The organism is Haloferula sp. A504 (assembly GCF_044385805.1).
In the GTDB taxonomy this organism is placed as follows: Bacteria; Verrucomicrobiota; Verrucomicrobiia; order Verrucomicrobiales; family Akkermansiaceae; genus Haloferula.
In genome coordinates this window covers 1-24511 of the sequence record NZ_JBISBU010000034.1, presented here as the reverse complement: position 1 = coordinate 24511, position 24511 = coordinate 1, and the positions used below count along the sequence as shown (strand labels likewise).

The following is a 24511-nucleotide window of genomic DNA, read 5'->3' as shown; positions in this document are numbered from 1 at the left end:
CGATGAACGGGTTGCTGGTAATCGGTTACGGCAATCCGCTTCGCGGTGACGATGGCGCCGGACCCGAGGCCGCCCGTCGGGTGGAACGACTCGGCCTCCCCGGCGTCATCGTCATCGAATGCCACCAACTCCTCCCCGAGCATGCGGAAGCCCTTTCCCGGGTCGCTCGGGCGGTCTTCGTCGACGCGCATCAAGAGCTTTCGGACGGCGGGATCGAGGTCACTCCGATGAAGCCCGCCGAGAACCCGCAGATCGGTTCCCACGCCAGTGATCCCGCCTCACTGCTCGCCCTTTCCAAGGCGCTCTACGGGCACGCCCCCGAGGCCAGCCTGATCGCGATCCCGACACGGGATTTCGAACTCCGGGAGGGACTCTCGGACCTTGCCGCCAAGTGTGTCGAGCAAGCGGTCACGATGATCGAGACGCGCCTTGCCCCGGTACTCCACGGTCGAGCCGACAACGAATAGGCTCGGATCTACCCCACCGATTGCGTACCCAAACCGCCGTGGACCCGACGCCCGACGCCTTCGCCTTTTCCTCCTGCCCGGTTCCCCTTCCCGTCGGGTCGGAAATCACCATTGGCCACGGAGGCGGCGGCCGCCTTACCCAGGACCTGATCAACCGGATTTTCCGCCCGGCCTTCGATACGGACTCGCTGGAGGCCCAGCACGATGCCGCCTTGCTTGATTTTCCGGCGGGTCGTCTCGCCTTCTCGACCGATTCCCACGTCGTCAGCCCGCTGTTCTTCCCGGGAGGTGACATCGGCGGACTTGCGATCAACGGCACCGTCAACGACCTCTGCATGACCGGTGCCCGCCCCCTCTGGCTCAGCGCCGGCTTCATCCTCGAAGAGGGCCTCGCCATCGACACCCTCGAACGGGTTGTCCAGTCGATGAAGCGCGCCGCCGACGCGGCCGGCGTGGGCATCGTCGCCGGCGACACCAAGGTCGTCGAGCGGGGACGCTGCGACGGTCTCTACATCACCACCTCGGGCATCGGGGTGGTGGAAACGCCGCGGACCATCGCCCCGACCGAACTTCGCGAAGGAGATGCCGTGGTGCTTTCCGGCGACCTCGGCCGCCACGGCATGGCGATCATGGCCACCCGGGCAGGACTCTCATTCGAAAGCCCGATCGAAAGCGACTGCGCGCCGCTGGTGAAGCCGGTAAAGGCCCTGCTTGAAGCGGGCTTGGAAATTCACTGCCTCCGCGACCTCACCCGCGGCGGACTCGCCACCTCCCTCGTCGAACTTGCCGAATCGTCCGGACTTTCGATCGCGATCGATGCCGTCAGGATCCCGGTTCCCGAGGCGGTCAACGGTGCATGCGAAATTCTCGGCCTCGACCCGCTCTACGTGGCCAATGAAGGGCGCTTCGTCTGCATCCTGCCCGAAGGCGAAGCGGAGCGGGCCCTGAAGATCCTCACCGACACCGCCCCCGGCAAATCCCCGGCCATCATCGGTCGCGTCGGCTCCGGCCCGGCGGGCCAAGTCACCCAGCGCAGCGTCATCGGTGCCGAGCGCATCGTCGACCGGCTCAGCGGCGAACAGTTGCCGAGGATCTGCTGAACCTGAATCACCGTTGGCCGTCCCACTGACTCAACAACCGCCCAGCCCCCTGGTGCGTCGCATTCCAACTTTGCCTTTGGCAGCAAATCAGAGATTATCCAAGCAATGAGATCCGGCGCGGAACGGTGGTTGCCAGCGCGTCTCGTCCGACGCTGGGGTGCCATGCTGTGGATCGGGCCAGTAATGGGTCTGTTGACCGGCGTTGTTCTGGTAATGGTCTTCCTCAAGGCAAACCAGAGCCGGCGTGTTGACTTGGAAGTGGGCGTGCTACCAGCGGGAGTGGATACCTCACCCTACATGGCAAATCTCCGCGACGAGTTGGCAAGCAACGCGACCCTGATTGCCCTCCAAACCAATCTTTCCGGCGAGGGAGAATATTGGACTCCTCCCCTGTTCTGGCTCCGCCCAAGGGCGAGAGTGAGCTCGTCGAGCAAGCAATCTGGTCCCAACGGTACTACGTGGGGACAGATACACGTAATCTTCACCCACCACTCTGAAGATGGTCTGAACCGGCTCGATGAAGCATTCCAGGCGGCATCGCGGAGAGTTGTTCGCCGCGTGCGAAGCGAGTATGGCGATCAGTGGCGTTCGCAGTTGAAAGCGAGGCTCGATGAGATCCATGAAGCCATGCGCATCGCGGAATCCAAAGGTGGGATCGCAGGCCGAGATGACATCCCGTTGGCAAACGAGCAGGAGCGCCTGGAGGACGATCTCCAATGGTTGATGGGAGACGGCGCGTTGGGATATGAACTAAAGATAGTGGGTTCGATCCCGTGCGGTCCACCTGCCCCTTGGTGGCAGTCGCCCCCCGCCTGGGTAATTCTCACCGCCAAGTGTGCCGGCTACGGACTCCTCGCGGCATTCCCCGCGATGTTTGCCCTCGAAGGACTCCGGCCGCGACGCGATGGACCAGAAGCCAGCCTGTCCAGAGGCTAAAATCCCCCGCACGAACACAGATCAAGCAACACCCTGACGGCTACGATAACGATAGTAGGCCGCGCAGGCACCCTCGCTGGAGACCATCGGCGCCCCGAGCGGGTTCTCCGGGGTGCAGCGGACGCCGAAGGCGGGACAGTCGTGCGGTTTCTTCACGCCGCGCATGATCTCGCCGCTGATGCATTCGCCGGCACCGGCGTCCCCGGTGGTGCGCAGCTCGAAACGCCGGCTGGCATCGAAATCCGCATAAGCTTCGCGGACGGCCAATCCGCTCTGCGGGATCACTCCGATGCCACGCCAGTCGCGATCGCAGACCTCGAAGACCCGCCCGACGATCTGCTGGGCGGACGGGTTGCCCTCGTCCTTCACCGCCCGCTGGTAGGCATTCTCCACCTCGCCCCGTCCTTCCTCCAGCTGCCGGACGCAGAGACGGACGCCCTCGAGGATGTCCACCGGTTCAAAGCCGGTGATCACGATGGGCGAACCGAACCTGCGGGCGATCGGCCTGTACTCGCGGCTGCCCATGATCGCGCAGACATGGCCGGCGGCGAGAAAGCCCTGCACGAGGTTGTCGGGGGCACCGAGAATCGCCTCGATCGCGGGCGGAACCAGCACGTGGGAGGTGAGGATGGAAAAATTCTTCAACCCGGCATGCTCGGCCCGGAGGACGCTCATCGCGTTCGCCGGGGCGGTGGTCTCGAAGCCCACCGCAAAGAAGGCCACCTGGCGGGACGGATTTTCCTCGGCGATCTTCACCGCATCGAGGGGCGAGTAGACGATTCGCACGTCGCCCCCGCGCGCCTTGGCGGTGAGCAAATCGATGCCGTTTCCCGGCACCCGCAGCATGTCCCCGAAGGAACACAGGATCACCCCGTGCGAGGTCGCCAGCTCGACCGCCTGATCGATGAGCTCCGCACTCGTCACGCAGACCGGACAGCCGGGCCCGTGGACGAGGGTGATGCGGTCCGGCAGCAATTCATCGAGACCGAACTTCACGATGGCATGAGTCTGCCCACCGCAGATCTCCATGATCGTCCAGGGGCGCGTGGTCAGACGTTCGATTTCGTCCGCCAGCTTCCGGACCAGCTCCGCGTCCCGGTATTCATCGACGTATTTCATGGCGATGCCGTCTCTTCTTCCAGGTCGTCGAGCTCCCCCATCTGCTTGAGGTAGCGGAAGGTCTCCTCGGCCTCTTGCTGGTCGATCACGCTGATCGCCAGTCCCACATGGACCAGAACGTAGTCCCCCAGCTGCGCCTCGGGTGCGCAGGCCAGACTGACCTCCTTGATCACACCGGAGAAACTCACCCGCGCACTGCGCAGCAGCGGGTCATCCCCTTCGACTTCAATCACTTTTCCAGGAACGGCGAGGCACATGATTCAGTGGGTTTCGATTTCATCGTGGACAAAGAGCCGGCAGGGGGCAACCCGACACTGGTAAGCTGCCACAGGGCGGCGAGCGCCTGGCCGGCGGCAATCGCTCCGTCACCCGGAGGAAGCTCCTTCGAGGCGAGAACCTCGAAGCCGGCAGCGATAAGGGCCTCCTCGGAAAGTTCCCGCAGCCGCACGTTCTGGAAACACCCGCCCGAAAGCACCACGGTCGCGGCCCCGGCCCGGCGGGCGGTTTCGACAATCGCCCCGGCCAGCCCGCGGTGGAGTGCGGCAGCCGCCTTGCCGGGATCCATTTCCAGGCAAGACTCGATGGCCGGACGCCAGTCGACCTCCCAATCGGCCGGGGCGAGGGTCTCGCCCAAAGTGAAGGGCAGCACCTCGTCGCCGGCGACCGCCGCCGCCTCGACCGCCAACGGAATCTGCCCTTCGAAGCGGTTCCGTTGTCCCAGCCCGAGCACGGCACCGAAGGCGTCGAACAAGCGGCCGGCACTGGTGCAAACCGGTGAGTTCAATCGCTGGTCCTGCATGGCCTCCAGCGTCGCCAGCTCCGAACCGGAGAAACCCAGCCGCGGAAGGAATTCCTGTCCGGCCTGCCGCAGCATGGCCAGCGCGACCCTCCGTGCGTCGCGCACCGCCGCCTCTCCTCCGGGAAGCTGAAACGGCCGGAGGCAGGCGAAGCGCGATGCCCGCCCCTTCTCCAACAACAGAAACTCCCCGCCCCAGACAGTCCCATCCTCGCCGTAGCCGGTTCCGTCCCACGCGACGCCCAGAACCCCATCCGGCCCGCGCCCGTGCTCCAGCAGGACCGCCAGCACGTGGGCGAGATGATGCTGAACCTCGATCCGGGGCAGCCCGCACTCCTCGGCGAAGCGCGTCGAGCGGTAGTCGGGGTGCTTGTCGCAGACAACCGCCCGGGCCGTGGCTCCGATCAAGGACGACAGGGTCTCGAGCGTCCTCCGGAAGACTCCCTGGGTTGCGGCCCCAGCCAGATCTCCGATGTGTGGACTGAGCACGAGGCGCTGCCCGGAAGCCACCGCCACCGTGTTCTTGAGGTCGGCTCCCACGCAGAGCAGCGGGTGCTCGAGCGGCGCGGGAAGTGACAATGGCGAAGGTGCCTGACCGCGTGCCCGGCGCAAAACCACCGGGGTTCCTTCGCGGGTAAGACGAACGATCGAATCATCCACCGGCCGGGCAATCCGGCGGTTGTGCCCCAGGAAGCCATCGGCGATGCCAGCCAGCCGCTCGCGGGCCTCGGCGTCCTCCGTGCACAGCGGCTCCTCGGAAAGGTTCGCGCTGGTGGCAACCAGCGGCCGGTCCCAGCGCTGGAACAGCAACAGGTGCAGCGGAGCCGATGGCAGCAGCGCGCCGATCCACGGATTGCCGGGTGCCACGCCCGCCGCCAGATCACCCCCGTCGCGATGCGGAACGAGGACCATGGGCGCCGGGGAGGACGTGAGCAAGGCGGCCGCCTTCTCGGATACTTCGGCCCGGCGACGCAGCATCTCGAGATCGGCGAACATCACCCCGAAGGGCTTCTCTTCACGATGTTTGCGACGCCGCAACTCGCAAACCGCCGACTCATTCGTGGCGTCGGCCATCAGGTGGAATCCTCCCACTCCCTTGACCGCAACGATGCCTCCCGCCCGCAGAACCTCCAGCGCCTCATCGATGGCCGCCGGGCCGTGGACCCGCATCCGGCCCCACGCGTCGCTCCACTCCATTCGCGGACCACAGCGTGGGCAGGCATTTGGTTCCGCATGAAACCGTCGGTCCCGTGACGCCTCGTATTCCTGCTGGCACGACGGGCACATGGTGAAGTCCCTCATCGTCGTCTGTGGACGATCGTAGGGCAGACTCTCGATGATCGAGTAGCGCGGGCCGCACTGCGTGCAGTTGATGAAGGCATAGCCGAAACGCCGATCCGCGGGGTCGAGAAGCTCCCGGCGGCAATCCTCGCAGGGGGCGAGGTCCACGGGGGCACCGGTCTCGATCTCACCCGAAGATCCCTCGCTCCCAATGATCGAAAAGTCCTCGCCCACCCCCGGATCGGCGGGCACCTCCTCCAGGCGCTCGACAACCACGACCCGGGCCGCCCCGGGAGCCTTGCTCCACAGGGCCTCGACCAGTCGTTCGACCCGATCCGCTTGACCCACCGCGCGGATCAGAACCCCTTCGGCATCATTGCGCACCCAACCCTTGATTCCGAGTTCGGTGGCACGACGCCACACAAAGGGCCGGAAACCCACCCCCTGCACGGTTCCCCGGACCCGCAGCAACTGATCGCGGGAGACTGGCAGGCCCACACTCATGCGGGGGCCGCCTCGGGATTCCCGACAAGCTGTTTCCGGAGAAAACCGTACCACGCGTCCAGACCCTCGCCCGAACGCGCGGACAACTCGATGACCTCCGCCTGCGGCGCGACCCGGGCAATGTTCGAAAGCGCCGCCTGGCGGTCGAAGCCCAGCGCTCCGGCCACGTCGGTCTTTGTCAACAGCACCAGATCGGCCGACTTGAAGATCGGCGGGTACTTCAGGGGCTTGTCCTCGCCCTCCGTCACCGACAGCAGCACCACCCGGATCTTTTCCCCGAGGTCGAACTCGGCCGGGCACACCAAGTTGCCGACATTCTCGATGAACAGGACCCGCACGCCATCGAGGTCGAGTCCCTCCATGCCGCGCGCGATCATTTCGGCGTCGAGATGGCAGGCCGTCCCCGTGGTGATCTGCGCCACCGGCACCCCGGGCCGGTGGATTCTCCGGGCGTCGTTGTCGGTCTCGAGATCACCGACCAGAACCGCCGCCTTCTCGTCGAAGCCGTCCATCGTTTTCGACAGCAACTCGGTCTTTCCGGACCCGGGAGAGGAGATCAGGTTGAGCACCAGCATCTTGCGATCACGAAACACCGCGCGGTTCCGCTCCGCCGCATCGTCATTCTTGGCCAGCAAGGGAGTATGGATCTCCACGGTCGCGGGGCCGGCCGACTCCCGCGCCGCCGACTGAAGAAGCTTCGGCGCAAACACACTCAGGACCTTCACCCCGAAGGGTACCCGATCCGCACATCCACATTCCCGGCACATGACGTTCAGCTGAGTTCGATGCGGCTCAGTTCCAGTTCACGACCACGCCGGACTTCGCCGCTGAAGTCTCCGCAGTCGGGGCAGGCGAACACAAAGTCCCCGTCCACCCCCGAAAATTCCCTCTCGCAGCCGAGGCAGTAGGCCGTCACCGGCACCTCTTCGACCTCGAAGTCCGCTCCCTCTGCCAGGGTGCCGGCCGACACGACGTCGAAGGCGAAGCGCAGGGCGTACAGATCCACCCCCGCCAGCACCCCCACCCGCAGGACCACCCGGCTCACCCGGCTTCGCTCCCGGCCGGCAGCGTGCTGCTCGACCAGCGACATGGCGGATTCCATGATGCCGACTTCGTGCATGCCTGAATCATGCCCCTTTCCGAACACCGGGTCCAGCAGCAGCGGCCCTTGGGAAAAGCCATGCTGCGAGATGGACGGGATTTGCGGAGTCCAAAGACGTCCCGGCTGGAATCCTCATGCCCGCAGCAATCCAGCCCATGGACCCCGAGCTCACCATCCTGACGATCAACGCGATGGCCGTGGCCTTCATCCACACGGTCATCGGCCCCGACCACTACCTGCCCTTCATCGTCATGTCGAAGGCACGGGGCTGGTCGTGGGCCCGGACCACCTGGATCACCGTCGGCTGCGGTCTCGGTCACGTTGCCAGTTCCATCGTGCTCGGGTTGGCCGGCTTCGCCGTCGGCGCGGCGCTCACGCACCTCGAATGGATCGAGTCCTTCCGCGGTGAAGTGGCGGCCTGGCTGCTGATCATCTTCGGGGCCCTCTACGCCGCCTGGGGACTGTGGCGAATGAAGAAGTCCGGACCCGACGGCCACACCCACGACCACATGATCCGGCTCCATGCCCACGATCACGTCCATGATCCGAAAACCGGCAAAGAGATCAGCCTCACGCCCTGGATTCTCTTCGTGATCTTCTTTTTCGGTCCCTGCGAGCCGCTGATCCCCTTCTTCATCTACCCGGCCGCCACCGAGAGCATGGCGGGGGCATGGCTGGTGGCGATCGCCTTCGGTGGCGTCACGCTGATTTCGATGACCGCCCTCGTGCTGCTCGGTCGGTGGGGATTGTCGTGGCTGCCCGCGGGCCGCCTCGCCCGCTACAACCACGTGCTCGCGGGTGCGACCATCGCCGTCGCCGGCTGCACGATCCAGTTCCTCGGTCTCTGATCGGTCGTCGGTTTCAGAGCCGCTTCTCCACCACCGCGTAGGCGTTGTGGTTGTGGATCGACTCGAAATTCTCCGCCTCCACGCGATACCAGACGATCTCCTCGTGGGCGTTCGAGCGCGAAGCGACGTTGCGGACGAGGTCCTCGACGAAGACCGGATGATCATAGGCACGCTCCGTCACGTGCTTCTCATCGGGCCGCTTGAGCAGACTGAAGAGTTCGCAGCTCGCGGAGCGCTCGACCAACTCGATCAGATCCTCGATCCAGACCGGCTCCCGGAAACGAACCGAGTACGTCACCTCGCCGCGCTGGTTGTGGGCACCGCGGTCACTGATCTCCTTCGAACAGGGGCAGAGCGTGGCCACCGGCACCTTCACGGTCACCTCGAAGTCCACCTTGCCGCCCTTCTCCGCCTCCACCTCGAAACGAACCTGGTAGTCCATCAAGCCCGGCTTGCCGGTCACCGGCGCCGGCTTCGACCGGAAGAAGGGAAACTCGAACTCCACGTGCGCCTTCCCGGCATCCAGACGTTGCAGCAACTCGCGAGGCAGAGCCGCCATCTCCCGCACATCGAGGCATCCGCCATGGGCGTTGAGCGCCTCGACGAAACGGCTCATGTGGGTCCCCTTGTAGTGCTCGGGAAGATCGACCGCCAGGGCGACGGTCGCCACCGTGCGCTGGGTTGAGCCGCCCTTGTCGCGGACCTCCACGGGAAACCGCAGGCCTTTGACGCCGACACGGTCGATCGGAATCCGGCGGTCGTCCCGCTCGTTCTGGGTATCCTTGAGTTCCTTCATGGGCTCAGAAAAAAGGCCTGCCACGGGAAACCCGGACAGGCCTTTCGAGAAGTCGATGGGAAGCTCCTCAGCGCATCAGGTTCACGGCCCGGGCCCGCTTGATCTCCCGGGTGATGCGGCGGTGCAACTTGGCCGAAACCCCGGTCACCCGGCGGGGAAGGATCTTGCCGGTCTCCGACGTGAACTTCGAGAGCATGTCGGGATTCGTGTAAACCACCTGCTCGACGGGGATGTCGAGGCGGCGGCGGGGCATGGTGCGGTTCGCCTTGCGGAAGGCGATCCGGCGCTGAACGGTTTTCGGTTCGGACATGAGTCGGAAAGGTTAGCGGAGCTCGCGATGCAGCGTGCGGCGCTTGAGTGCCGGATTGAACTTCACCTTCTCAAGGCGACCCGGCGTGCGCAGGCTCTTTTTGTTTCGGGTGGTGACGTAGCGCGACGGAGACTTGCCCTCTGGGCGAGCCTCGGTGCATTCGAGAGTGATGATATCGCGTGGCATGGGACTTTCGTCTGGAGAGTGGGAGGGGCGCGGAGACTAGATTACTCGTCCGACTCGTCAAGCGAAACCGCCTCGGAATCGTCGTCGATCACGCTTCCATTGCTGAATCCGATCTCCGACTTCGGCCGGAAACGCTGTTTGCCGTATTCCTTCTCCCAGTTCTCCTGGCATTCAACCGTCAACCGGGCGAAGGGGATGGCCTCGAGGCGGGCTTGCGGGATTTTCTCACCGGAAAGTTCGCAGATTCCATAGACGCCGCGGTCGATCCGGCGAAGGGCCTGCTCGATCTCGTAGAGCGCGTCCTGTTCCTTCGCCAGCACGCTGAGCGCGAAATCGCGGTCGTAGGCGTCGCTCCCGGCATCGCCCTGGTGCATCCCGCTGCCTGAGGCATCACTGCCGTCGGGACCATTGCGGATCTCCCCGGTCACGCCGGACATGGCATCCACCAGCTGATCCTGCAGATCGAGAAGCCGCTGGCGCTGCTTCTTGGCAAATGCCGTCAGTTTTTTGGGCGCCGCTGCCTTCTTCACCGCCTTCTTGGCAACCTTCTTCACCGGCTGAGGCTTGGCGACCGGCTTCTTCGCTGCGGCAGCCTTCTTGGCGACTTTTTTCGCGGCCTTCTTGGTGACCTTCTTTGCTGGAGATTTCTTGGCGGCTTTCTTGGCGACCTTTTTTGCGGCCTTTTTGGTCACCTTCTTCACCGGCCTTTTGGCCGCCTTCTTCGCGGCTTTCTTGGCGGGGGCCTTCTTCACCGCTTTCTTGACAGCCTTCTTCGCCACCTTCTTGGCGGAGGTTTTCGTCGCGGTCTTCTTGGCGGCTTTCTTTGCCACCTTTTTCTTCGCAGCCATGGATCTCGGTGTCGGAAATGAATGATGCCTGAAGGAGCCTTGAATTGCTTTCCTTCGTCCGGGGCGCGGTGGCTTATCCCCTCCACCCCACCCCTTCAAGTTGATTTTTCCAAGATCTTACCCCTCTCCCCGGCACTTGATCTGCCCCGGCGGATCCCTAAGCTGCCGCCTGCCCATGCAGCTCAGCTCCATTATCGAAGCCCTGGTCACCGCGTCCGACGACGCCCTCCCGTCCCCGGAAATCGCCCGCCTGATCCGTGCCCGCGTCGCCGAGGCCGAGGATGTGCGGGCCCGCCAGACCGAGGAGGGCGAGAATCCGGACCCTCTGCCCGACTGGCTCACGGCGCTCGCCGAAGTCACCGAGGAGCAGGTCGTCGCGGCCATCGCGGAACTCAACCGGGCCTATGAACAGACCGGGCGGGCCTTCACACTCAGCGAGAGGGCACGGGGCTGGAGGATTTTCACCCGGGTCGAATACGGGGAATTCGTCCGCCAACTTTTCCCCGGGCGCCGTCCCGAACGCCTCAGCGCTCCCGCCATGGAAACCCTCGCCATCATCGCCTACCGCCAGCCGATCACCAAGTCCGCCATCGAGGCGGTGCGGGGCGTTTCCTGCGATGGCATGCTGCAGAAACTCCTCGATCGCGAGCTGATCCGGATCGGCGGCCGCGCCGAACTTCCCGGACGCCCCCTGCTCTACGAGACCACCGAATTGTTCTACGAGCACTTCGGCATCCGGTCGATCGATGACCTGCCGAATGCCGACGAGCTGCGGAAGGTGAAGCTCCCGGAGGCTCCCGAGGAATCCGGGGGACCCGCCCCCGAAGAACAGCTCGCGCTCAAGGCAGCCGGGGCCGACGCACCACCGGCGGAGGCCGGCAGCTCCGAACCCCAAGGCGAAGTCACCGCCGATCAGGAATCGTGAATCTCGACGACATTCGCAAGGAGATCGACCGGATCGACCGCCAGCTCTTGGCCCTGCTCAACGAGAGGGCCGATCTGGTTCACGAGGTCGGCGTGCTGAAAAAGCGGGACGGCCTTCAAATCTACGCCCCCGAACGCGAGGAGGCCCTGCTGCGCAAGCTCGTGGCGATGAACGAGGGCCGGCTCCCCGAAAGGTCGATCCGCGCCATCTACCGCGAAGTCATGTCGGCCGCCCTCGCACTCGAGGACGATCTCAAGATCGCCTACCTCGGACCGGAGGGCACCTGGACCCACCAGGCGGCGATCAAGAAGTTCGGCCACTCGGTCGAATACAGCGCCCAACCCAATTTCGCCGAGGTCTTCGATCAGGTCAGCCGCCGCCGGGCCAACTACGGCGTCGTGCCGATCGAGAACTCGACCGAAGGCGCCGTTTCCCACACCCTCGACCTCTTCGTCGACTCGCCGCTGCACATCTGCGCCCAGATCCTGCTGCGCATCGAGAACGGCCTGATGGCATCCATCCCCCGCGAAGAAATCCGCACCCTCTACTCGCACCCCCAGGTCTTCGGCCAATGCCGGAACTGGATCCTGCGGCATTTCCCGGAGGCGGATCTGGTGGAAGTCTCCTCGACCACCCGGGCCGCCGAGATCGCCCGCGAAAAGGCCGGCGAAGGCGCCGCGGCGCTCGGAGGTCCCCTCGCCGCCGAACTCAACGGGCTCGAGATGCTTGAGGAATGCATCCAGGACCGAGCCACCAACACCACCCGCTTTCTGGTGATCGGCGAGAAAACCTGTCCACCCACCGGCAAGGACCGCACCTCCCTGCTGTTCGCGATCCACGACCGCCCGGGATCGCTGGTCAAGGCGCTCCAGGCCTTCGAGCACTTCGACATCAACATGTCGAAGATCGAATCCCGCCCCTCGAAGCGGAAGGACTGGGAATATGTGTTCTACGTCGACCTTGCCGGCCATTGCGAAGACAAGAAGGTCAGCGAGGCGATGACGGAACTCCAGCGCCACTGCTCCATCGTCAAGCTGCTCGGTTCCTATCCCGATAGCAGCGAGTAGTGGTCCAAGCCGCCGGCATCCGCGTCAACCAGCACCGAAACCCGGTGACAGTGAAACGGCCACCCCGTCGGGTGGCCGTTCCAAAACAAGCGCTCGTTTTCCCGGTGTGTTACGCCCGAAGGCGATTTCAGAAGATCGGTCTGCGCTTCAAACTTTGTCTTGATTCGGGGAGAGGCTGTCAGACCCCCCCGAACCCTGGCAACCCAAAACTTGCGCGGCGGTGAACGAAGGGCGATGAGGCGATTGCCAGCAGCACCTTGGTCCTGACCCTCTTCCGCCAGTGCCGTGCCGTTTTCACTCGCACTCCCCCTGCCCTTGTCCTATCCCCTGGACCTAACATTTTCGCCATGGACCTGACTCTTTCTTTCGACATTGGTTACGCATCCATCGGCTGGTGCGTTCTTTCCTCCTCAAATCAACAGGACCCCGAGTTTCTCGGGACGGGAGTCGTCACCTTTCCCACCGATGATTGCCTGGCCTCCACCCGCCGCGACCTTCGCCGCACCCGCCGTCACATCCGCTCGACCCGCCTGCGCATCGAGCGCCTCAAGCAGTGGCTCATCCACCGCCGAATCCTCACCCGTGCCGAACTCGACGCCCCCGGCCATCCCGCGCCCTTCCTCCTCGCCGCTGCCGCCCTCAACGATCATCGGACCCTCAATCCTGCGGAACTCTGGACGGTCCTCCGATGGTATGCCCACAACCGCGGCTACGACGGAAACTCACGCTGGGCGCGGGACGAGAAGAATGAAGAAGACACCGAGAAGGAGTCCAATGCCCGCCAACTGATGGCCAAACACGGCACTACCACGATGGCGGAAACCGTCTGTGCCTGCCTCGGCCTCAAACCTGCCGAACACGACCAGCGGATCTCTTCCGATCTCCCCTACAAGACCCTCAACGCTGCATACCCCCGCTCCGTCGTAACCAAGGAGGTCGCCGACCTCATCCGCAAAACCCCCGGCCTTGATCCCGCCACAGCCCGCCTTGTCCTGAAGGACTCGCCTCTCACCCGCGACGACCGCAACTTACTCACTGCCGCCGGGATCAAGCTCCCGCGCCGCTACCAAGGGGGGCTCCTCTTCGGCCAGCTCGTTCCCCGCTTCGACAACCGCATCATCGCCCGCTGCCCTATCACCTGGGCCAGGCAGTACGACGATGCCATCGAAAGCGGAGAGCCCGAAGGCGTCGCCCGCAAGCTCGCCGACAAGTTCTCCAAGGTCCCCACCGCCAAATCCCCCGAATTCCTGCGTTACCGGTTCGCCATGCTGCTGGCGAACCTCAAGGTCGACGACGGCCAGCCACTTCCCGCAACGCTCCGCCGACAACTCTGGAATCTCGCCGAAAGGCAAGGTCGCCTCACCCACAAGGATCTCGCCCGCGAAATCAAGGACGCAGGACATTCCCCCTACAACCTCGACGCCACTTTCAAGATTCACCCCGACTCGGAAGACGCCCTCCTCCTTGACCCGGCCCGCGCTTACGCCGCGCAGAATCAGACGATCAAAGCCATCTGGCCCCATCTCGACGAAGACGCCCGCCAAAAGGCCCTCACCCGCTGGACCCGGGGCAAATCGATCACGCTCGCCGAACTTCACCAACTCAGTGGCATGGCCGTCCCGGTCATGGAGGCCATCGAAGCCGCCCACACCGCCAGCCAGAAGCGCACCCGCAAGGCCTCGTCGAAGATGTCTCTCGACGAGTTTCTCCTCCAACCGCTCGCCCCCAGGAAGATCAGTGGCCGCGCGCCCTACGCCCGCCCCGTCCTCGAGCAGGTCGTCACCGAGGTCCTCGCCGGCCACCATCCCCGGAAAGCCAGCCGCAGCACCGATCCCGAAAACGGTGAGGACAAACCCGCCGATGGAGTTCTCTACGATCTCGGGATTCCCACCTCCCGCGTCCGCCTGCTCCAGGCCGAACGCCCCATCGACCAACTCACCAACAACCACCTCGTCCGCCACCGCATGCTCATCCTCGACCGTCTCGTCGATGACATCCTCGCCGAGTTCGGCACCGGCGGGAACGAGTTTTCCCAGGTCGTGGTGGAAGTCGCCCGCGAACTGAAAGAATTTTCCGGCAAAACCGCCAAGGAGATCGCAAGCGAACTCAAGAGCCGCCTCAAGGACTTCAAGGCAGCGGTCGACTACCTCGCCAAGCATGCGCCCGACCTTCCCGTCAGCGGGGGCATCATCCGCAAGGCCCGCATCGCCATGGACATGAACTGGCACTGCCCCTTCACCGGCGAATCCTTCGACGCCTACGACCTCCCGAATCTCGAACGCGAACACATCATCCCCTACTCCACCCGGAGCACCAGCGCTCTCCACTCCCTCGTGCTTACTTGGCCCGAGGTCAACCGGATGAAGGGCAAGCGCACCGCCCGACAGTTCATCGCTGAATTCGAGGGCCAGCCCGTTCAGGGAAAATCCAATCTCTCCCTCTTCACGCTCAAGAACTACGACTCCTTCGTCGATAAGCTCGATACCAAGGGCCACGATGACGACCGCCGCCGCAAGAAGGCCCGCAAAGCCCTCCTTGCAACCACCGACTTCGAAGACAAGGAGCTTGGGTTCACCGACGGTGCCCTCACCCAATCCAGCCAGCTGATGAAGCTCGCGATGGGTGCTCTCCGAAAGAAGCTGCCCAACGCCCGGATCGACCCGATCCCGGGTCCGGTGAATGCCGAAATCCGAAAGTCCTGGGACCTGATCGGCACCCTATCCCTGGCCTGCCCCGAGATCCTCGACGAAAACGGCGACGTAAGGACCAAGAACGAAATCCGCGGTCTCACCCACCTCCACCACGCCCTCGACGCCGCCACCCTCGCCCTCGCCGCCCACTTCTTCCCCCTCCGCCAACACGGTCAGAACCAAGCCGGCAAGATCTGGCAGTCACTGATGAAGCGGCGGCGAACTGACGAGGAAAAAGACTTCCTCTTCAAGCTCGGCATCTTCGACCGCTACCAGAGAGAGCGCCTCGACCGCGACGGCAATGAATACCACGAAACCGACGTCCGCCTTCGTGACCTCCCCGCTGAGATCAAGAATGCCCTCGCCCGCTCCCTCGCCGAATCCCGCGTCATGCAGCACGTCCCATCGGATCAATCAGGAACAAAAGCCGAACGCACCACCTGGAAGATCGTCACATTCGATGGTCCCTACACGATCCTGCTGCAGCGCCCAAACCGATCGACATTCACTCAAGCTCCCAACTCTGTTAAACCGAGGTGGGAAAACCAAAAGCCTTCAAAGGAGGCCCTGAAACTACTCGACATGCACGGCCTCAGATTGAGTCAGCGCGAGAGAAACTTGGTTCAGCGAGGACTCCTAAAACTCACCAAAGAGCGAACTACCGCACTCCTAGGACCCAATCCGACTACAGAGAAAAGCAAACTCCAGCCCCACGGAAAAGGACGCGGAGCGATCGTCGTTTCAGAGAACTATGGAATCGCCCTGCTTACAGATCCTCGTCTGATTCCCCACTCCAAGATCAACGAAACACTTCGATCAATCACCGAAAGCCAAGGGGGAGTCAAACCGAAGATCATTCGCAAGGGAGACCTGATCAAAGTCGCAGGGGGCACCTGGAAAGGAACTTGGCGAGTAACATCCGTAAAAAACTCTGAAGCCTACGGGGTTTCTGTCGATCTGGCCTCACCTGCAGAGATTGGGCTGAAAAAAGGGAACGCCCGAATACCGCAGATGATGGCGGCGGGCCTCGAGATCCTCCCCCGCCGCTACACCGGCTATCCCATTACTGGTCAATGATCGCGAATCCCGCCTTCTTGGCCAAAGCGTTCTGCCGCTGATCGAAACTCCAGAAGGAATCCGCCGCAAGCTCCATGGCAATGGCGACATGCAAGATGTCGAGGCTTCTCACCTTCAGCTCCGAGGAATAGCTCGTGCTCAAGCCCATCGCCCGCTGCCAGATCGTTTCGTCGTCGACCGGCTGCAAGAGGAACCAGCCCTTGCTGACCTGCTCTCCGAACTCGCGGATCGCTCGTTCCGCGTGGTCCTTCCCGAAACCGTCGAAACCCACCTTTCGCCAAACCGAGTTTTGGTACTCCAGAACGCCCAACCGTGAAATCCCTATCGGGCCCGAAAGCCCTTGAACTTGGCGTCTCGCCTGATCCGTATGTTCGTCGTTGATGAAATGACTCATCAAGAAGCTCGTGTCAGAATACACCTGCTTCATTCCAGCTTGTCTCAGTAGCGCTCCTCCTCGCGCATTTCCAGGACGATGTTCCGCTGGAGTTGGGGTAGATCACCAAGCACTTCGTTCCGGCGGCGAATGGATTCGCTCCAGTCCACCCTGCGCGTGAATGGATTCTCTTCCGCCTCCATCGGCACCAACTTCCCGACGCTGACGCCTCGTCGGGTGATCACGATCTCCTCCCCGTGCTCCAGCTCTTTGAGGAGCTTGGAAAAGTGGTGCTGAGCCTCCCGCACGGTCGCCGTCTTCATTGTTAACTTATTTGACGCACATCGCCCCGAAGTCAAGTTTCAAGTGTCCCAATCGCCACGCGATCACGGGATGCCCGGAAGCCCTCAAGTCGGTCATGGTATCGGGGGCGGAGTCTCCCTTTTCGCCACTTCCCCCATGTCCTACCACATCGTCAGTATCGACGCTCCAGATTGCTCCCTGTCCTGCAAGGACGGCCAGCTGACCTGCAAGAGCAACGAAGGCGAACGGCGCCTGCCCCTCGAGGACGTCGGTGCCATTGTCGTCACCTCCTTCTCCGCCTCCATTCACTCCAAGCTCCTGCTCGAAGCCGCCAAACATGGCGTCGGCCTCGTCATCTGCGAGAACTTCAAGCCCGCCTCGCTCGTCCTGCCTGCCAACCGTGCCACCGACACCCTGCTCACCCGCGCCCAGGCCTACATCCCCGCCCAGCTGCGTGATCGCCTTTGGCGGAAAACCATCGATGCCAAATGCCGGAACCAACTCTCCCTCGCCCGCGAGATCGCCCCTGAAGATCCACGCCTCGCACGCTTCGAGATGCTCGCCAAAGGACGGGCCAAAACGAAAGAAGCGGAGTGCGCAAAAGTTTTCTGGCGCATCGCCCCCTCAGTTTTTGAATCAAGGCAAAGCCCCTCGCTGGTGATGATGCTCGGCGGCACCAGGGTCGCCCCCTCAGTTTTTGAATCAAGGCAAAGCGGTGCCGAGGATGGCGGCGCCGGCCGCGGCAGGGTCGCCCCCTCAGTTTTTGAATCAAGGCAAAGCAGCCCTGAATGACTGGTGGCCGCGCGCAGGCACGAGGTGCCTCCCGTCACACCTTCATCACTTCCGCCTCTTTCGCCGCGACGGTGTCGTCGATCTCCTTGACGAAGCGGTCGGTGAGTTTCTGGACCTCGGCCTCGTGATCCTTCTGGCCATCTTCGGTCAAGGTGTTGTCCGCCTTCATCTTCTTGGCGGCGTCCATGCCCTCCTTGCGGGCGGCCCGGATGCGCACCTTCGCCTCCTCGCCGAGCTGTTTCACCAGCTTGGTCATCTCGATGCGTCGCTCCTCGGACAATTCGGGGATCGGCACCCGGATCGAACGCTCGGCGGCGACGGGATTGAGGCCCAGCTTCGACTCGCGGATCGCCTTCTCGATCTCCTGGGTGGTCGAGGGATCGAAGGGGGAAACATTCAGCAACCGCGGCTCCGGCACGCTGATCACGGCCAGCTGCTTGAGCTTCATCTGGCTGCCGTAGCTGTGGACGAAAACGTCGATGTTCTCGAGCAGCGCCGGCGAGGCCTTGCCGGTGCGCACCGTGGCAAACTCGTGCACGAGATGCTCGTGCGCCTTCTGCATCGTGTCTTCAACTTCGAGGAGGGATTCTTCCGGGTCCATGGCGGGGTGGGTTCTGGGGTTGGCAAAAGCAGTTATTCCTCGGCATCGACCACCGTGCCGATGGGTTCGCCGAGCAAGGCGGAGGTCACGTTGCCGGGCTTGGTCAGATCAAAGATGACGATGGGGATGTGATTGTCCATGCACAGGCTGAAGGCGGTCGAGTCCATCACCTGGAAGCGCTTGGCGATGCACTCCTGGAAGCTGACCCGCTCGAAGCGTTTCGCCTGCGGATTCTTCTTCGGATCGGAATCGTACACCCCATCGACCATGGTCGCCTTGAGGACCTGGTCGGCACCCATCTCGCTGGCCCGCAGCGCGGCGGTGGTGTCGGTCGAGAAGAAGGGACTGCCGGTGCCGGCGGCGAAAATCACCACCCGTCCCTCGGAAAGATGCCGGGCCGCCTTGCGGCGGATGAAGGTCTCGGCGACGTTCTTCATCTCGATCGCTGACTGGACCACGCAGGGCACCCCCTTGTGCTCGAGCGCCCCCTGCAGGGCGAGGGCGTTCATCACGGTCGCCAGCATGCCGACGTAGTCGGCCGTCGCCCGGTCCATCCCCCGCGCGCTGGCCGAGGCCCCGCGCCAGAAATTGCCGCCGCCGACGACCACGCCGAGTTCGACTCTTCCCGTTTCCACCGCGGCCTTCACCTCGTTGGCGATGCGCTCGACGATCTCGGGCGAAATGTTGTCCCGGCTCCCCGACTCGCGGAGGGCCTCACCACTCAGTTTCAGTATGACCCGGCGTCTTGCGGGGGGGGTGTCGCTGCTCATCTTGCGCCCCGATCCAAGCGCCCACCCGCTGACTTGCAAAGGGGAAAAGCCCCTCAGGAACCCTCGATCTCGAAATGACACGCCAACTCGCCCAGGCCCTCGCGCTGGTCCCCGGCACCCACGATGGCGATCTTGACCTCCAGGCGGTCCGGTTGGGGCTCCTGATAGACCTCGAGAGTCTTGCGGATCGCGACGATCGCCAACCGGATCACCTGCCGCTCGGTGAGGTCGATTCCCTCCGGCACGACCATCTCGCCGACATCGAGCGAAACCTCCAGCTTCTGGTCGACAATCTCCGCCGCGACGCCGACACGGCACAGGACCAGCAGGTTGACCTCGTCGACCGTGTAGTTGGGATCGTTGCCCGGCAGTTCGTGAGTCGTCCGCACCGCCTCGACGAGAGTCTCGGGAAAGGCCCCGCTGAGCGCCATCGGACGGGGCATGACGGTCGCCTGGAGCGCCTCCCCGATCTCGCTGATCGCCTCGTCCACGTCGGTGCCGTGCAGCGTGATCGGCTCGTAGATCGGCACGACCGAAATGGTGGTGGCCCCGGCGAATGAAATCACGGCCAGAACGAGCGCGGCAATCTTGAGGTTCATCGCGAGGAGCGTGTCATGCCCCGGCAGGTCGATCAATCCACGAGTCCGGCCGCCTCCGCGCATTCTTCGCCAACCTTTCGCCTTGCCAAGCCGTGGCCCGAACCCTAGTTTCCGCGCCCCGCGACCGGAAACCAACCGTTTTTCCCCATGTCCAAGCACAACAGTCTCAAGCTCAAAGGTGGCGCCGAAGGCAAACGCTCCGTGATGAAGCGCTTCGAGCGCATCAAAGTCCTCAAGTCCCGCGGCCAGTGGAAGGAAGGACAGAGCCCGATCGGCCTGCCCAAGACCAAGGGCGAGGACTGATCCGCTCACCCGGTTCTTTTCCCGAGCGCGCGGCTCCCCCCTCCGGGGACCGCGCCTTTTTCGTCTCTACCCCTCGCCCCACCATGGATGACGGCACCCGCATCAACAAGTATCTCGCCTCCTGCGGGATCGGCTCGCGCCGCGCCTGCGACGCCCTCGTCCAGGAGGGCCACGTCGAGATCAACGGCCAGCCCTGCCTGAATCCCGCCACCCGCGTGGGACCCGAGGACCACGTCAAGGTCGACGGCCGCCGCGTGGCGCCGAAGCAGGAGACCGTGGTGGTCCTCAACAAACCCCGCGGGCTGGTCTGCACCAAGGCCGACGAACTCCGGCGCGGCAACATCTTCGACCTGCTGCCGGACTCCTTGCGCCACCTCCAGCACGTCGGCCGCCTCGACCGCGAGTCCGAGGGCCTGCTGGTACTGACCAACGACGGCGACCTCGGCCACGCCATGCTCCACCCGTCCAAGAAGGTCGAAAAGGAATACCTCGTCACCTCCAACCAACCGGTCACCGACGACCATGTCCGGACACTCCTCAGCGGCATTTACACCGATGACGGCAAGTTGCGCGCCGACCGCATCGAGCGCCTTTCCCCCCGCCGCCTCAGCATCGTCCTCACCACCGGCCACAAGCGCCAGATCCGCGTGATGCTGGAAAAGCTCGGCTACCGCGTCCAGCGCCTTCTCCGCGTGCGCATCGGCTCGCTCGAACTCGGCAATCTGGGGACCGGAAAGTGGGCCCGCCTCTCGCCGGCGGAGACCGAACTCCTGCTCAAGAATCCGCCGGAGCGGAAATCCACCCGTCCGGCCCGCCCGGCCAAGAACAGGCCACAGCCGCAGCGCAAGCGCACCCCCATCCGCGGCGGACGCAAGCGGACCCGCTGAGTTGGGCCGTCAGCCCGACTCGGCCACGTCATCGGTGACCCGGTCGACCTCCACCGCGATGCGGCTGTAGATGTCCTTCACCTCCTGCTCGGTGATCTGGAGGTCCTCGCGCTCGGCTTCGAGCGTCTTGAGCAGGTGTCCCACGAAGCGCCGGACATGACGGCGCTTGATCCCCTTCCCGGCGTGGACCTGGCGGAGCGAACGCCCACTGTAGTAGAGCGGCCCACCCAGCGCTTCGCTGAACAGCTCCTTCTGCATGGTCCGCAGATGGTCCATGGGGGCGTGCTCGAAAAACGGCGCCAGGACCTCGTCGGCGAGCACCCTCTCGTAAAAGGCCTCGACCAACTTCTCGATTCCGGCCTCACCTCCGGCCCGCGCGAACAGACTGTCCTTGCTCATGTCTCCATCCCACCAGCGGGCCGGGGTGACGACAAGCCGCTTCTTTGTCGCCCCGGCGGACACCATTTCGGCAAATTTCCTCGTGGCCCGGGGCCCGGTCCCCTCATAGCGTCCGGCCATGGAAACCGTTCCCGTCGAACACACCGACCCCGTCAACGCGAAGATTCTCGCGATTTCCGAGGACCTGATCTCCGGATTCCACGAGCATCCCTTCCACCTCATCGCCGAGAAAAGCGGGGTCGACCTGGAAACCGTGCTCGGGCGCATCCGCGTCATGCTCGAGGCCGGAGTCATCCGCCGCGTCCGGCAGACCCTGCTTTCGACCAAGCTGGCCCACGGCGCGCTGGTGGCGTGGCGGGTTCCCGAGGAGAAGCTCAACGACGCCTTCGATTACATGGCCAAGGAAGACCCCTTCTCCGGTCATGTCGTCATCCGCTCGACCGACAGCGATGTCTCCGGCTCCGGCTACCGCCTCTGGACCACCCTCAAGGTCCCGGTCGGCGAGTCCCTCGACGAGCACGCCACCGTGCTGATGGGCCTGACCGGTGCCGAGGAGTATCTGCTGATGCCGGCAAACGGCGTCTTCGCCCTGGGGGTCGGCCACGTCCGCCGCAAGGGCCTCCCCCCCGGCAGCAAGGCGGATGAACCGGCGGTGATGATGACCACCGCCACGGTGGAACTGAGCGAGGAGGAGTGGGCCGTGCTGCTGGTCCTCAAGGAGGAACTCTCAGCCGGGGAGATCGTCGCCGAGCCGTGGGTCGGGCGCGCCCAACAGCTTGGCATGCCGGTCGAGCGCTTCTGCGAGATCGCCACCGGACTGAATGCCAAAAAGGTCATCGGCCGCTTCTCGACCTTTCTCGAGCACGTCAAACCCTCCTCCACCGGCCAGCGCGTCACCCGCTTCAACGGCCTTTTCCACTGGGCCGTGCCCAAGGGCCGCGAGGTCGAGGCCGGCGCCGAGGTCGGCCGCCACTACTGCATGACCCACTGCTACTGGCGGGAGGGCGGGCCGCAGTTCGGGAACGTCAACATCATGGGCGTCGTCCACGGCACCGAGAAGGACAAGGTCCTCGAACACAAGGCCGCCATCGACGCCCACCTCGAGAGCTGCGGCATCCCGGTCAGCTACACCAACGTCTTCTGGGGCGGGCGCTCCGAAATCAAGCCCTCGGAGATCTCGCCGGCGGTTTACCGCGACTGGCACGCCAAGCACGCCAGCTGAGTCCTCCCAGTCCGCTGCCGCCAAAAGCAACGATTTCGTCACCCGCCTGGCTTTCTCTCCGTGTCGGAACCGCTCTATTTCCCTACGGCAATGCAGCGCATCCTGATCATCGAGGACGAGCGGGACATCGCCGACCTGATCGCCTTCAACCTCGAGCGGGCCGGGTTCGAGGTCCTGAAGGCCCACGACGGCATCCGCGGAGCCCAACTCGCGATTCACGAACCGACCGACCTGATCATCCTCGACCTGATGCTGCCCGGAAAGGACGGCTACGCGGTCTTCAAGGAGATCCGGCGCGATTCGCGCAGCCGGGACACCCCGGTCATCATGCTCACCGCCCGGGCCCAGACCGAGGACCGGATCCAGGGCCTTGAAGCCGGGGCCGACGACTACCTGACCAAGCCCTTCTCTCCCAAGGAACTCATGCTCCGGGTCCAGGCGGTGCTGAAACGCTCCGACTCCACCCCGGGCGCCGTGGTGGTGGAGCACGGACCCTTCCGCTTCAACAAGAACGACCTCAATTTCCACCTCGACGGTGAACCCGTCGACCTGACTTCCACCGAGTTCAAGCTGCTGCTCTTTCTCACCGAGCGCGCCGGCAAGGCCCAGGATCGCAACGATCTTCTCCGCTCGGTCTGGGGCTACAGCGACGACGTCCACAGCCGCACGCTCGACACCCACATGAAGCGGCTGCGTCAGAAACTGGGGGATCATGCCGGGATGGTTGAAACGGTGCGCGGGATCGGCTACCGCGTGTCGTCCACCTAGCGCATGACCGAACCTTCCGTCATTCTCGCGGTCCTGGCGGCCCTCGCCGCCATCATCGCCCTCACCCTGGTCGCCTTCCGACTCCGCCGTGCCCGCCGTGAATTCATCCAAGAGGTCGATGCCTGGAAACTCCGGCTCGATCTCGACCTGCAGCGCGCCCGCAAGGAGCGCGACCTGCTGCTCGACGCCCTCGACGAGGCCTTCCTGCTCATCAACCGTGACGCCCGCATCCTCTTCGCCAACCGTGCGGCGAAAGAGATGTTCGCCGGTCGCAGCATCATCGACCGCACCATCGAGGACGTCCTGCTGGAGCGCCGGCTCGCCGCACCGGTGCTCGAATGCCTCGAGACCGGCGAGAACACCATTCGCCGCGTGGTCCTCCGCCGCTCCGGCGACGACGAGCGCCCCGGCGACAGCGCCTGGGTGGTCGATGCCGCCCGGATTTCCGAAACCCCCGACGACGCTCCGGAGTTCCGGGTGGTCTTTCGCGACGTGAGCCCCGAGCACCAGGCCGAACAGATTCGAAAGGACTTCGTGGCGAATGCCTCCCACGAACTCCGGACGCCCCTGGCAATCATCAACGGCTACCTCGAAAACCTTCTAGACGACGGGCTGGTCAGCGACCCGGAGCTCACCAAGCGCTTCCTCAAGGTGATGCGCAAGCACACCGAGCGAATCTCGCGCATCGTCGAGGACATGCTGGTGATCTCGAGACTCGAATCCGGCGAGGCCGCCGCGCTCAAGCTGAAGCCCTTCAAGATCCGCTCCTGCATCTCCGACGTGCTCGAGCGCCTCGAGGCGATGATCCAGGCCCAGAAGGCCAGGGTGGAGATCAGGATGGACGATGAGGATCTCGTCATCAACGGCGACCGCTTCTACTGGACCCAGGTGCTCTTCAACCTGGTCGAGAACGCCCTCAAGCAGAATCCCCGCGACGGCCTGCGCGTGACCATCGGCTGCCATCGCAGGCCCGACGAATCGATCGAAATCTGGGTCTCGGATGACGGCATCGGCATTCCCAGCACCGACCTCGCCCACATCTTCCGCCGCTTCTACCGGGTCGAGAAGCACCACAATCAGGACCAGATCAAGGGAACCGGCCTCGGTCTATCCATCGTCAAGCGGGCCGTCGAGGCCCACCACGGGCAGATCGACGTCGCCTCGACACCGGGAGAAGACACCCGCTTCACCATCACCCTTCCCCCGGACGCAGAGGTGCCCCCGCACCCGGACGCGCAGAACCATGATGACTCCGGGGCGGCGGCCTCGGCATGAGGAGAGGCGGCTCTCGAAGCTGCCTAACGATCTCGCAGCACGCCGAGCGACCGTTGGAACCCGGCGCGCAGATGCAGATGGGGTCAGGTGCTGCATTTCAACATTTTCGCCAGTTTTCTCAATTCTTTCTGATTCTTCGGTTGCTTCTGGGCCGAGCTGACCAAGCG

29 protein-coding genes are annotated in these 24511 nt (G+C 64.0%); 14 read left to right on the top strand and 15 right to left on the bottom strand.

Annotated elements, in window-relative coordinates:
- Nucleotides 1-2 precede the first annotated feature (2 nt).
- From ACG2LG_RS15185 to ACG2LG_RS15175, 3 genes are all read left to right on the top strand, one after another.
- Nucleotides 3-467 carry a hydrogenase maturation protease gene (locus ACG2LG_RS15185; RefSeq protein ID WP_396260356.1) on the top strand — a complete coding sequence of 155 codons (465 nt, stop codon included), beginning with the start codon at nt 3-5 and terminating at the stop codon, nt 465-467.
- 20 nt (nt 468-487) lie between these two features.
- Nucleotides 488-1567, top strand: a complete 1080-nt coding sequence (gene hypE, locus ACG2LG_RS15180; RefSeq protein WP_396260355.1) for a hydrogenase expression/formation protein HypE — start codon at nt 488-490, stop codon at nt 1565-1567.
- A 183-nt stretch (nt 1568-1750) separates the two neighbouring features.
- Entirely contained in the window at nt 1751-2503 is a 753-nt protein-coding gene (locus ACG2LG_RS15175; RefSeq protein ID WP_396260353.1) for a hypothetical protein, read from the top strand.
- 21 nt (nt 2504-2524) lie between these two features.
- On the opposite strand, the gene hypD is transcribed toward ACG2LG_RS15175, so the two are convergent.
- The 5 genes from hypD to hypA are packed head-to-tail and all read right to left on the bottom strand — an operon-like array spanning nt 2525 to nt 7323.
- Nucleotides 2525-3622, bottom strand: coding sequence for a hydrogenase formation protein HypD (hypD, locus tag ACG2LG_RS15170; RefSeq protein ID WP_396260352.1), 1098 nt, complete (start codon nt 3620-3622; stop codon nt 2525-2527).
- A complete protein-coding gene (locus ACG2LG_RS15165; RefSeq protein WP_396260350.1) occupies nt 3619-3879 on the bottom strand; it encodes a HypC/HybG/HupF family hydrogenase formation chaperone in 261 nt (86 codons plus the stop codon). Before ACG2LG_RS15165 ends, hypD begins: the two co-directional genes overlap by 4 nt.
- Nucleotides 3852-6203: a carbamoyltransferase HypF gene (gene hypF, locus ACG2LG_RS15160; protein ID WP_396260349.1), complete on the bottom strand. Its 2352-nt coding sequence runs from the start codon at nt 6201-6203 to the stop codon at nt 3852-3854. Before hypF ends, ACG2LG_RS15165 begins: the two co-directional genes overlap by 28 nt.
- Complete coding sequence (gene hypB, locus ACG2LG_RS15155) at nt 6200-6928, bottom strand: hydrogenase nickel incorporation protein HypB (RefSeq protein WP_396260347.1); 729 nt, start codon at nt 6926-6928, stop codon at nt 6200-6202. Before hypB ends, hypF begins: the two co-directional genes overlap by 4 nt.
- Nucleotides 6929-6975: 47 nt before the next feature.
- Nucleotides 6976-7323, bottom strand: coding sequence for a hydrogenase maturation nickel metallochaperone HypA (gene hypA / locus ACG2LG_RS15150; protein WP_396260346.1), 348 nt, complete (start codon nt 7321-7323; stop codon nt 6976-6978).
- Nucleotides 7324-7460: 137 nt separating this feature from the next.
- Between hypA and ACG2LG_RS15145 the strand changes: the two genes are divergently transcribed.
- On the top strand, nt 7461-8153 hold the full coding sequence (locus tag ACG2LG_RS15145; RefSeq protein WP_396260344.1) for a sulfite exporter TauE/SafE family protein: 693 nt from the start codon (nt 7461-7463) through the stop codon (nt 8151-8153).
- Between the two features lie 13 nt (nt 8154-8166).
- Here ACG2LG_RS15145 and folE2 read toward each other — a convergent pair whose 3' ends face one another.
- The 4 genes from folE2 to ACG2LG_RS15125 all read right to left on the bottom strand — a co-directional run bounded on the left by folE2 (nt 8167) and on the right by ACG2LG_RS15125 (nt 9999).
- Nucleotides 8167-8949, bottom strand: a complete 783-nt coding sequence (gene folE2, locus ACG2LG_RS15140; protein ID WP_396260342.1) for a GTP cyclohydrolase FolE2 — start codon at nt 8947-8949, stop codon at nt 8167-8169.
- Nucleotides 8950-9016: 67 nt separating this feature from the next.
- Complete coding sequence (gene rpsR / locus ACG2LG_RS15135; protein WP_396260340.1) at nt 9017-9259, bottom strand: 30S ribosomal protein S18; 243 nt, start codon at nt 9257-9259, stop codon at nt 9017-9019.
- A gap of 12 nt (nt 9260-9271) precedes the next feature.
- Complete coding sequence (gene rpmG / locus ACG2LG_RS15130; RefSeq protein WP_396260338.1) at nt 9272-9445, bottom strand: 50S ribosomal protein L33; 174 nt, start codon at nt 9443-9445, stop codon at nt 9272-9274.
- 41 nt (nt 9446-9486) lie between these two features.
- On the bottom strand, nt 9487-9999 hold the full coding sequence (locus ACG2LG_RS15125; RefSeq protein WP_396260337.1) for a TraR/DksA family transcriptional regulator: 513 nt from the start codon (nt 9997-9999) through the stop codon (nt 9487-9489).
- A 10-nt stretch (nt 10000-10009) separates the two neighbouring features.
- Here ACG2LG_RS15125 and ACG2LG_RS15120 point away from each other — a divergent pair, with 10 nt between their 5' ends.
- From ACG2LG_RS15120 to cas9, 4 genes are all read left to right on the top strand, one after another.
- Nucleotides 10010-10318, top strand: coding sequence for a hypothetical protein (locus tag ACG2LG_RS15120; RefSeq protein ID WP_396260335.1), 309 nt, complete (start codon nt 10010-10012; stop codon nt 10316-10318).
- 150 nt (nt 10319-10468) lie between these two features.
- Nucleotides 10469-11218 carry an SMC-Scp complex subunit ScpB gene (gene scpB / locus ACG2LG_RS15115; RefSeq protein ID WP_396260333.1) on the top strand — a complete coding sequence of 250 codons (750 nt, stop codon included), beginning with the start codon at nt 10469-10471 and terminating at the stop codon, nt 11216-11218.
- Nucleotides 11215-12285, top strand: a complete 1071-nt coding sequence (gene pheA, locus ACG2LG_RS15110; RefSeq protein ID WP_396260331.1) for a prephenate dehydratase — start codon at nt 11215-11217, stop codon at nt 12283-12285. Before scpB ends, pheA begins: the two co-directional genes overlap by 4 nt.
- A gap of 347 nt (nt 12286-12632) precedes the next feature.
- Nucleotides 12633-16052, top strand: coding sequence for a type II CRISPR RNA-guided endonuclease Cas9 (gene cas9 / locus ACG2LG_RS15105; RefSeq protein WP_396260329.1), 3420 nt, complete (start codon nt 12633-12635; stop codon nt 16050-16052).
- Here the strand turns inward: cas9 and ACG2LG_RS15100 are convergent.
- Together ACG2LG_RS15100 and ACG2LG_RS15095 are read right to left on the bottom strand one after the other, a co-directional pair.
- A complete protein-coding gene (locus ACG2LG_RS15100) occupies nt 16039-16479 on the bottom strand; it encodes a type II toxin-antitoxin system VapC family toxin (protein WP_396260327.1) in 441 nt (146 codons plus the stop codon). The genes cas9 and ACG2LG_RS15100 overlap by 14 nt on opposite strands.
- Nucleotides 16480-16490: 11 nt before the next feature.
- Nucleotides 16491-16748, bottom strand: a complete 258-nt coding sequence (locus ACG2LG_RS15095; RefSeq protein WP_396260325.1) for a type II toxin-antitoxin system Phd/YefM family antitoxin — start codon at nt 16746-16748, stop codon at nt 16491-16493.
- 136 nt (nt 16749-16884) lie between these two features.
- Between ACG2LG_RS15095 and ACG2LG_RS15090 the strand changes: the two genes are divergently transcribed.
- Nucleotides 16885-17520 (top strand): CRISPR-associated endonuclease Cas1, encoded by a 636-nt coding sequence (locus ACG2LG_RS15090; RefSeq protein ID WP_396260323.1) that lies wholly within the window; start codon nt 16885-16887, stop codon nt 17518-17520.
- 34 nt (nt 17521-17554) lie between these two features.
- On the opposite strand, the gene frr is transcribed toward ACG2LG_RS15090, so the two are convergent.
- Genes frr through ACG2LG_RS15075 form a run of 3 tightly spaced genes read right to left on the bottom strand, consistent with a single transcriptional unit; the run spans nt 17555 to nt 19490 of the window.
- On the bottom strand, nt 17555-18121 hold the full coding sequence (gene frr / locus ACG2LG_RS15085) for a ribosome recycling factor (RefSeq protein WP_396260321.1): 567 nt from the start codon (nt 18119-18121) through the stop codon (nt 17555-17557).
- 32 nt (nt 18122-18153) lie between these two features.
- Entirely contained in the window at nt 18154-18891 is a 738-nt protein-coding gene (gene pyrH, locus ACG2LG_RS15080) for a UMP kinase (RefSeq protein ID WP_396260319.1), read from the bottom strand.
- Nucleotides 18892-18944: 53 nt separating this feature from the next.
- Complete coding sequence (locus ACG2LG_RS15075; RefSeq protein ID WP_396260317.1) at nt 18945-19490, bottom strand: hypothetical protein; 546 nt, start codon at nt 19488-19490, stop codon at nt 18945-18947.
- 147 nt (nt 19491-19637) lie between these two features.
- Between ACG2LG_RS15075 and ACG2LG_RS15070 the strand changes: the two genes are divergently transcribed.
- Together ACG2LG_RS15070 and ACG2LG_RS15065 are read left to right on the top strand one after the other, a co-directional pair.
- Entirely contained in the window at nt 19638-19793 is a 156-nt protein-coding gene (locus ACG2LG_RS15070) for a small basic protein (protein ID WP_396260315.1), read from the top strand.
- Between the two features lie 83 nt (nt 19794-19876).
- A complete protein-coding gene (locus ACG2LG_RS15065; protein ID WP_396260313.1) occupies nt 19877-20680 on the top strand; it encodes a pseudouridine synthase in 804 nt (267 codons plus the stop codon).
- A 9-nt stretch (nt 20681-20689) separates the two neighbouring features.
- Here the strand turns inward: ACG2LG_RS15065 and ACG2LG_RS15060 are convergent, their stop codons facing one another.
- Entirely contained in the window at nt 20690-21145 is a 456-nt protein-coding gene (locus ACG2LG_RS15060) for a group 1 truncated hemoglobin (RefSeq protein WP_396260311.1), read from the bottom strand.
- Between the two features lie 52 nt (nt 21146-21197).
- Here ACG2LG_RS15060 and ACG2LG_RS15055 point away from each other — a divergent pair, with 52 nt between their 5' ends.
- From ACG2LG_RS15055 to ACG2LG_RS15045, 3 genes are all read left to right on the top strand, one after another.
- Complete coding sequence (locus ACG2LG_RS15055) at nt 21198-22301, top strand: Lrp/AsnC family transcriptional regulator (RefSeq protein ID WP_396260309.1); 1104 nt, start codon at nt 21198-21200, stop codon at nt 22299-22301.
- Nucleotides 22302-22391: 90 nt separating this feature from the next.
- The gene (locus ACG2LG_RS15050) at nt 22392-23069 is read left to right on the top strand and encodes a response regulator transcription factor (RefSeq protein WP_396260303.1); all 678 of its coding nucleotides are present in this window, start codon (nt 22392-22394) and stop codon (nt 23067-23069) included.
- Nucleotides 23070-23072: 3 nt separating this feature from the next.
- Nucleotides 23073-24344, top strand: a complete 1272-nt coding sequence (locus ACG2LG_RS15045; protein WP_396260301.1) for a sensor histidine kinase — start codon at nt 23073-23075, stop codon at nt 24342-24344.
- Nucleotides 24345-24511 lie beyond the last annotated feature (167 nt).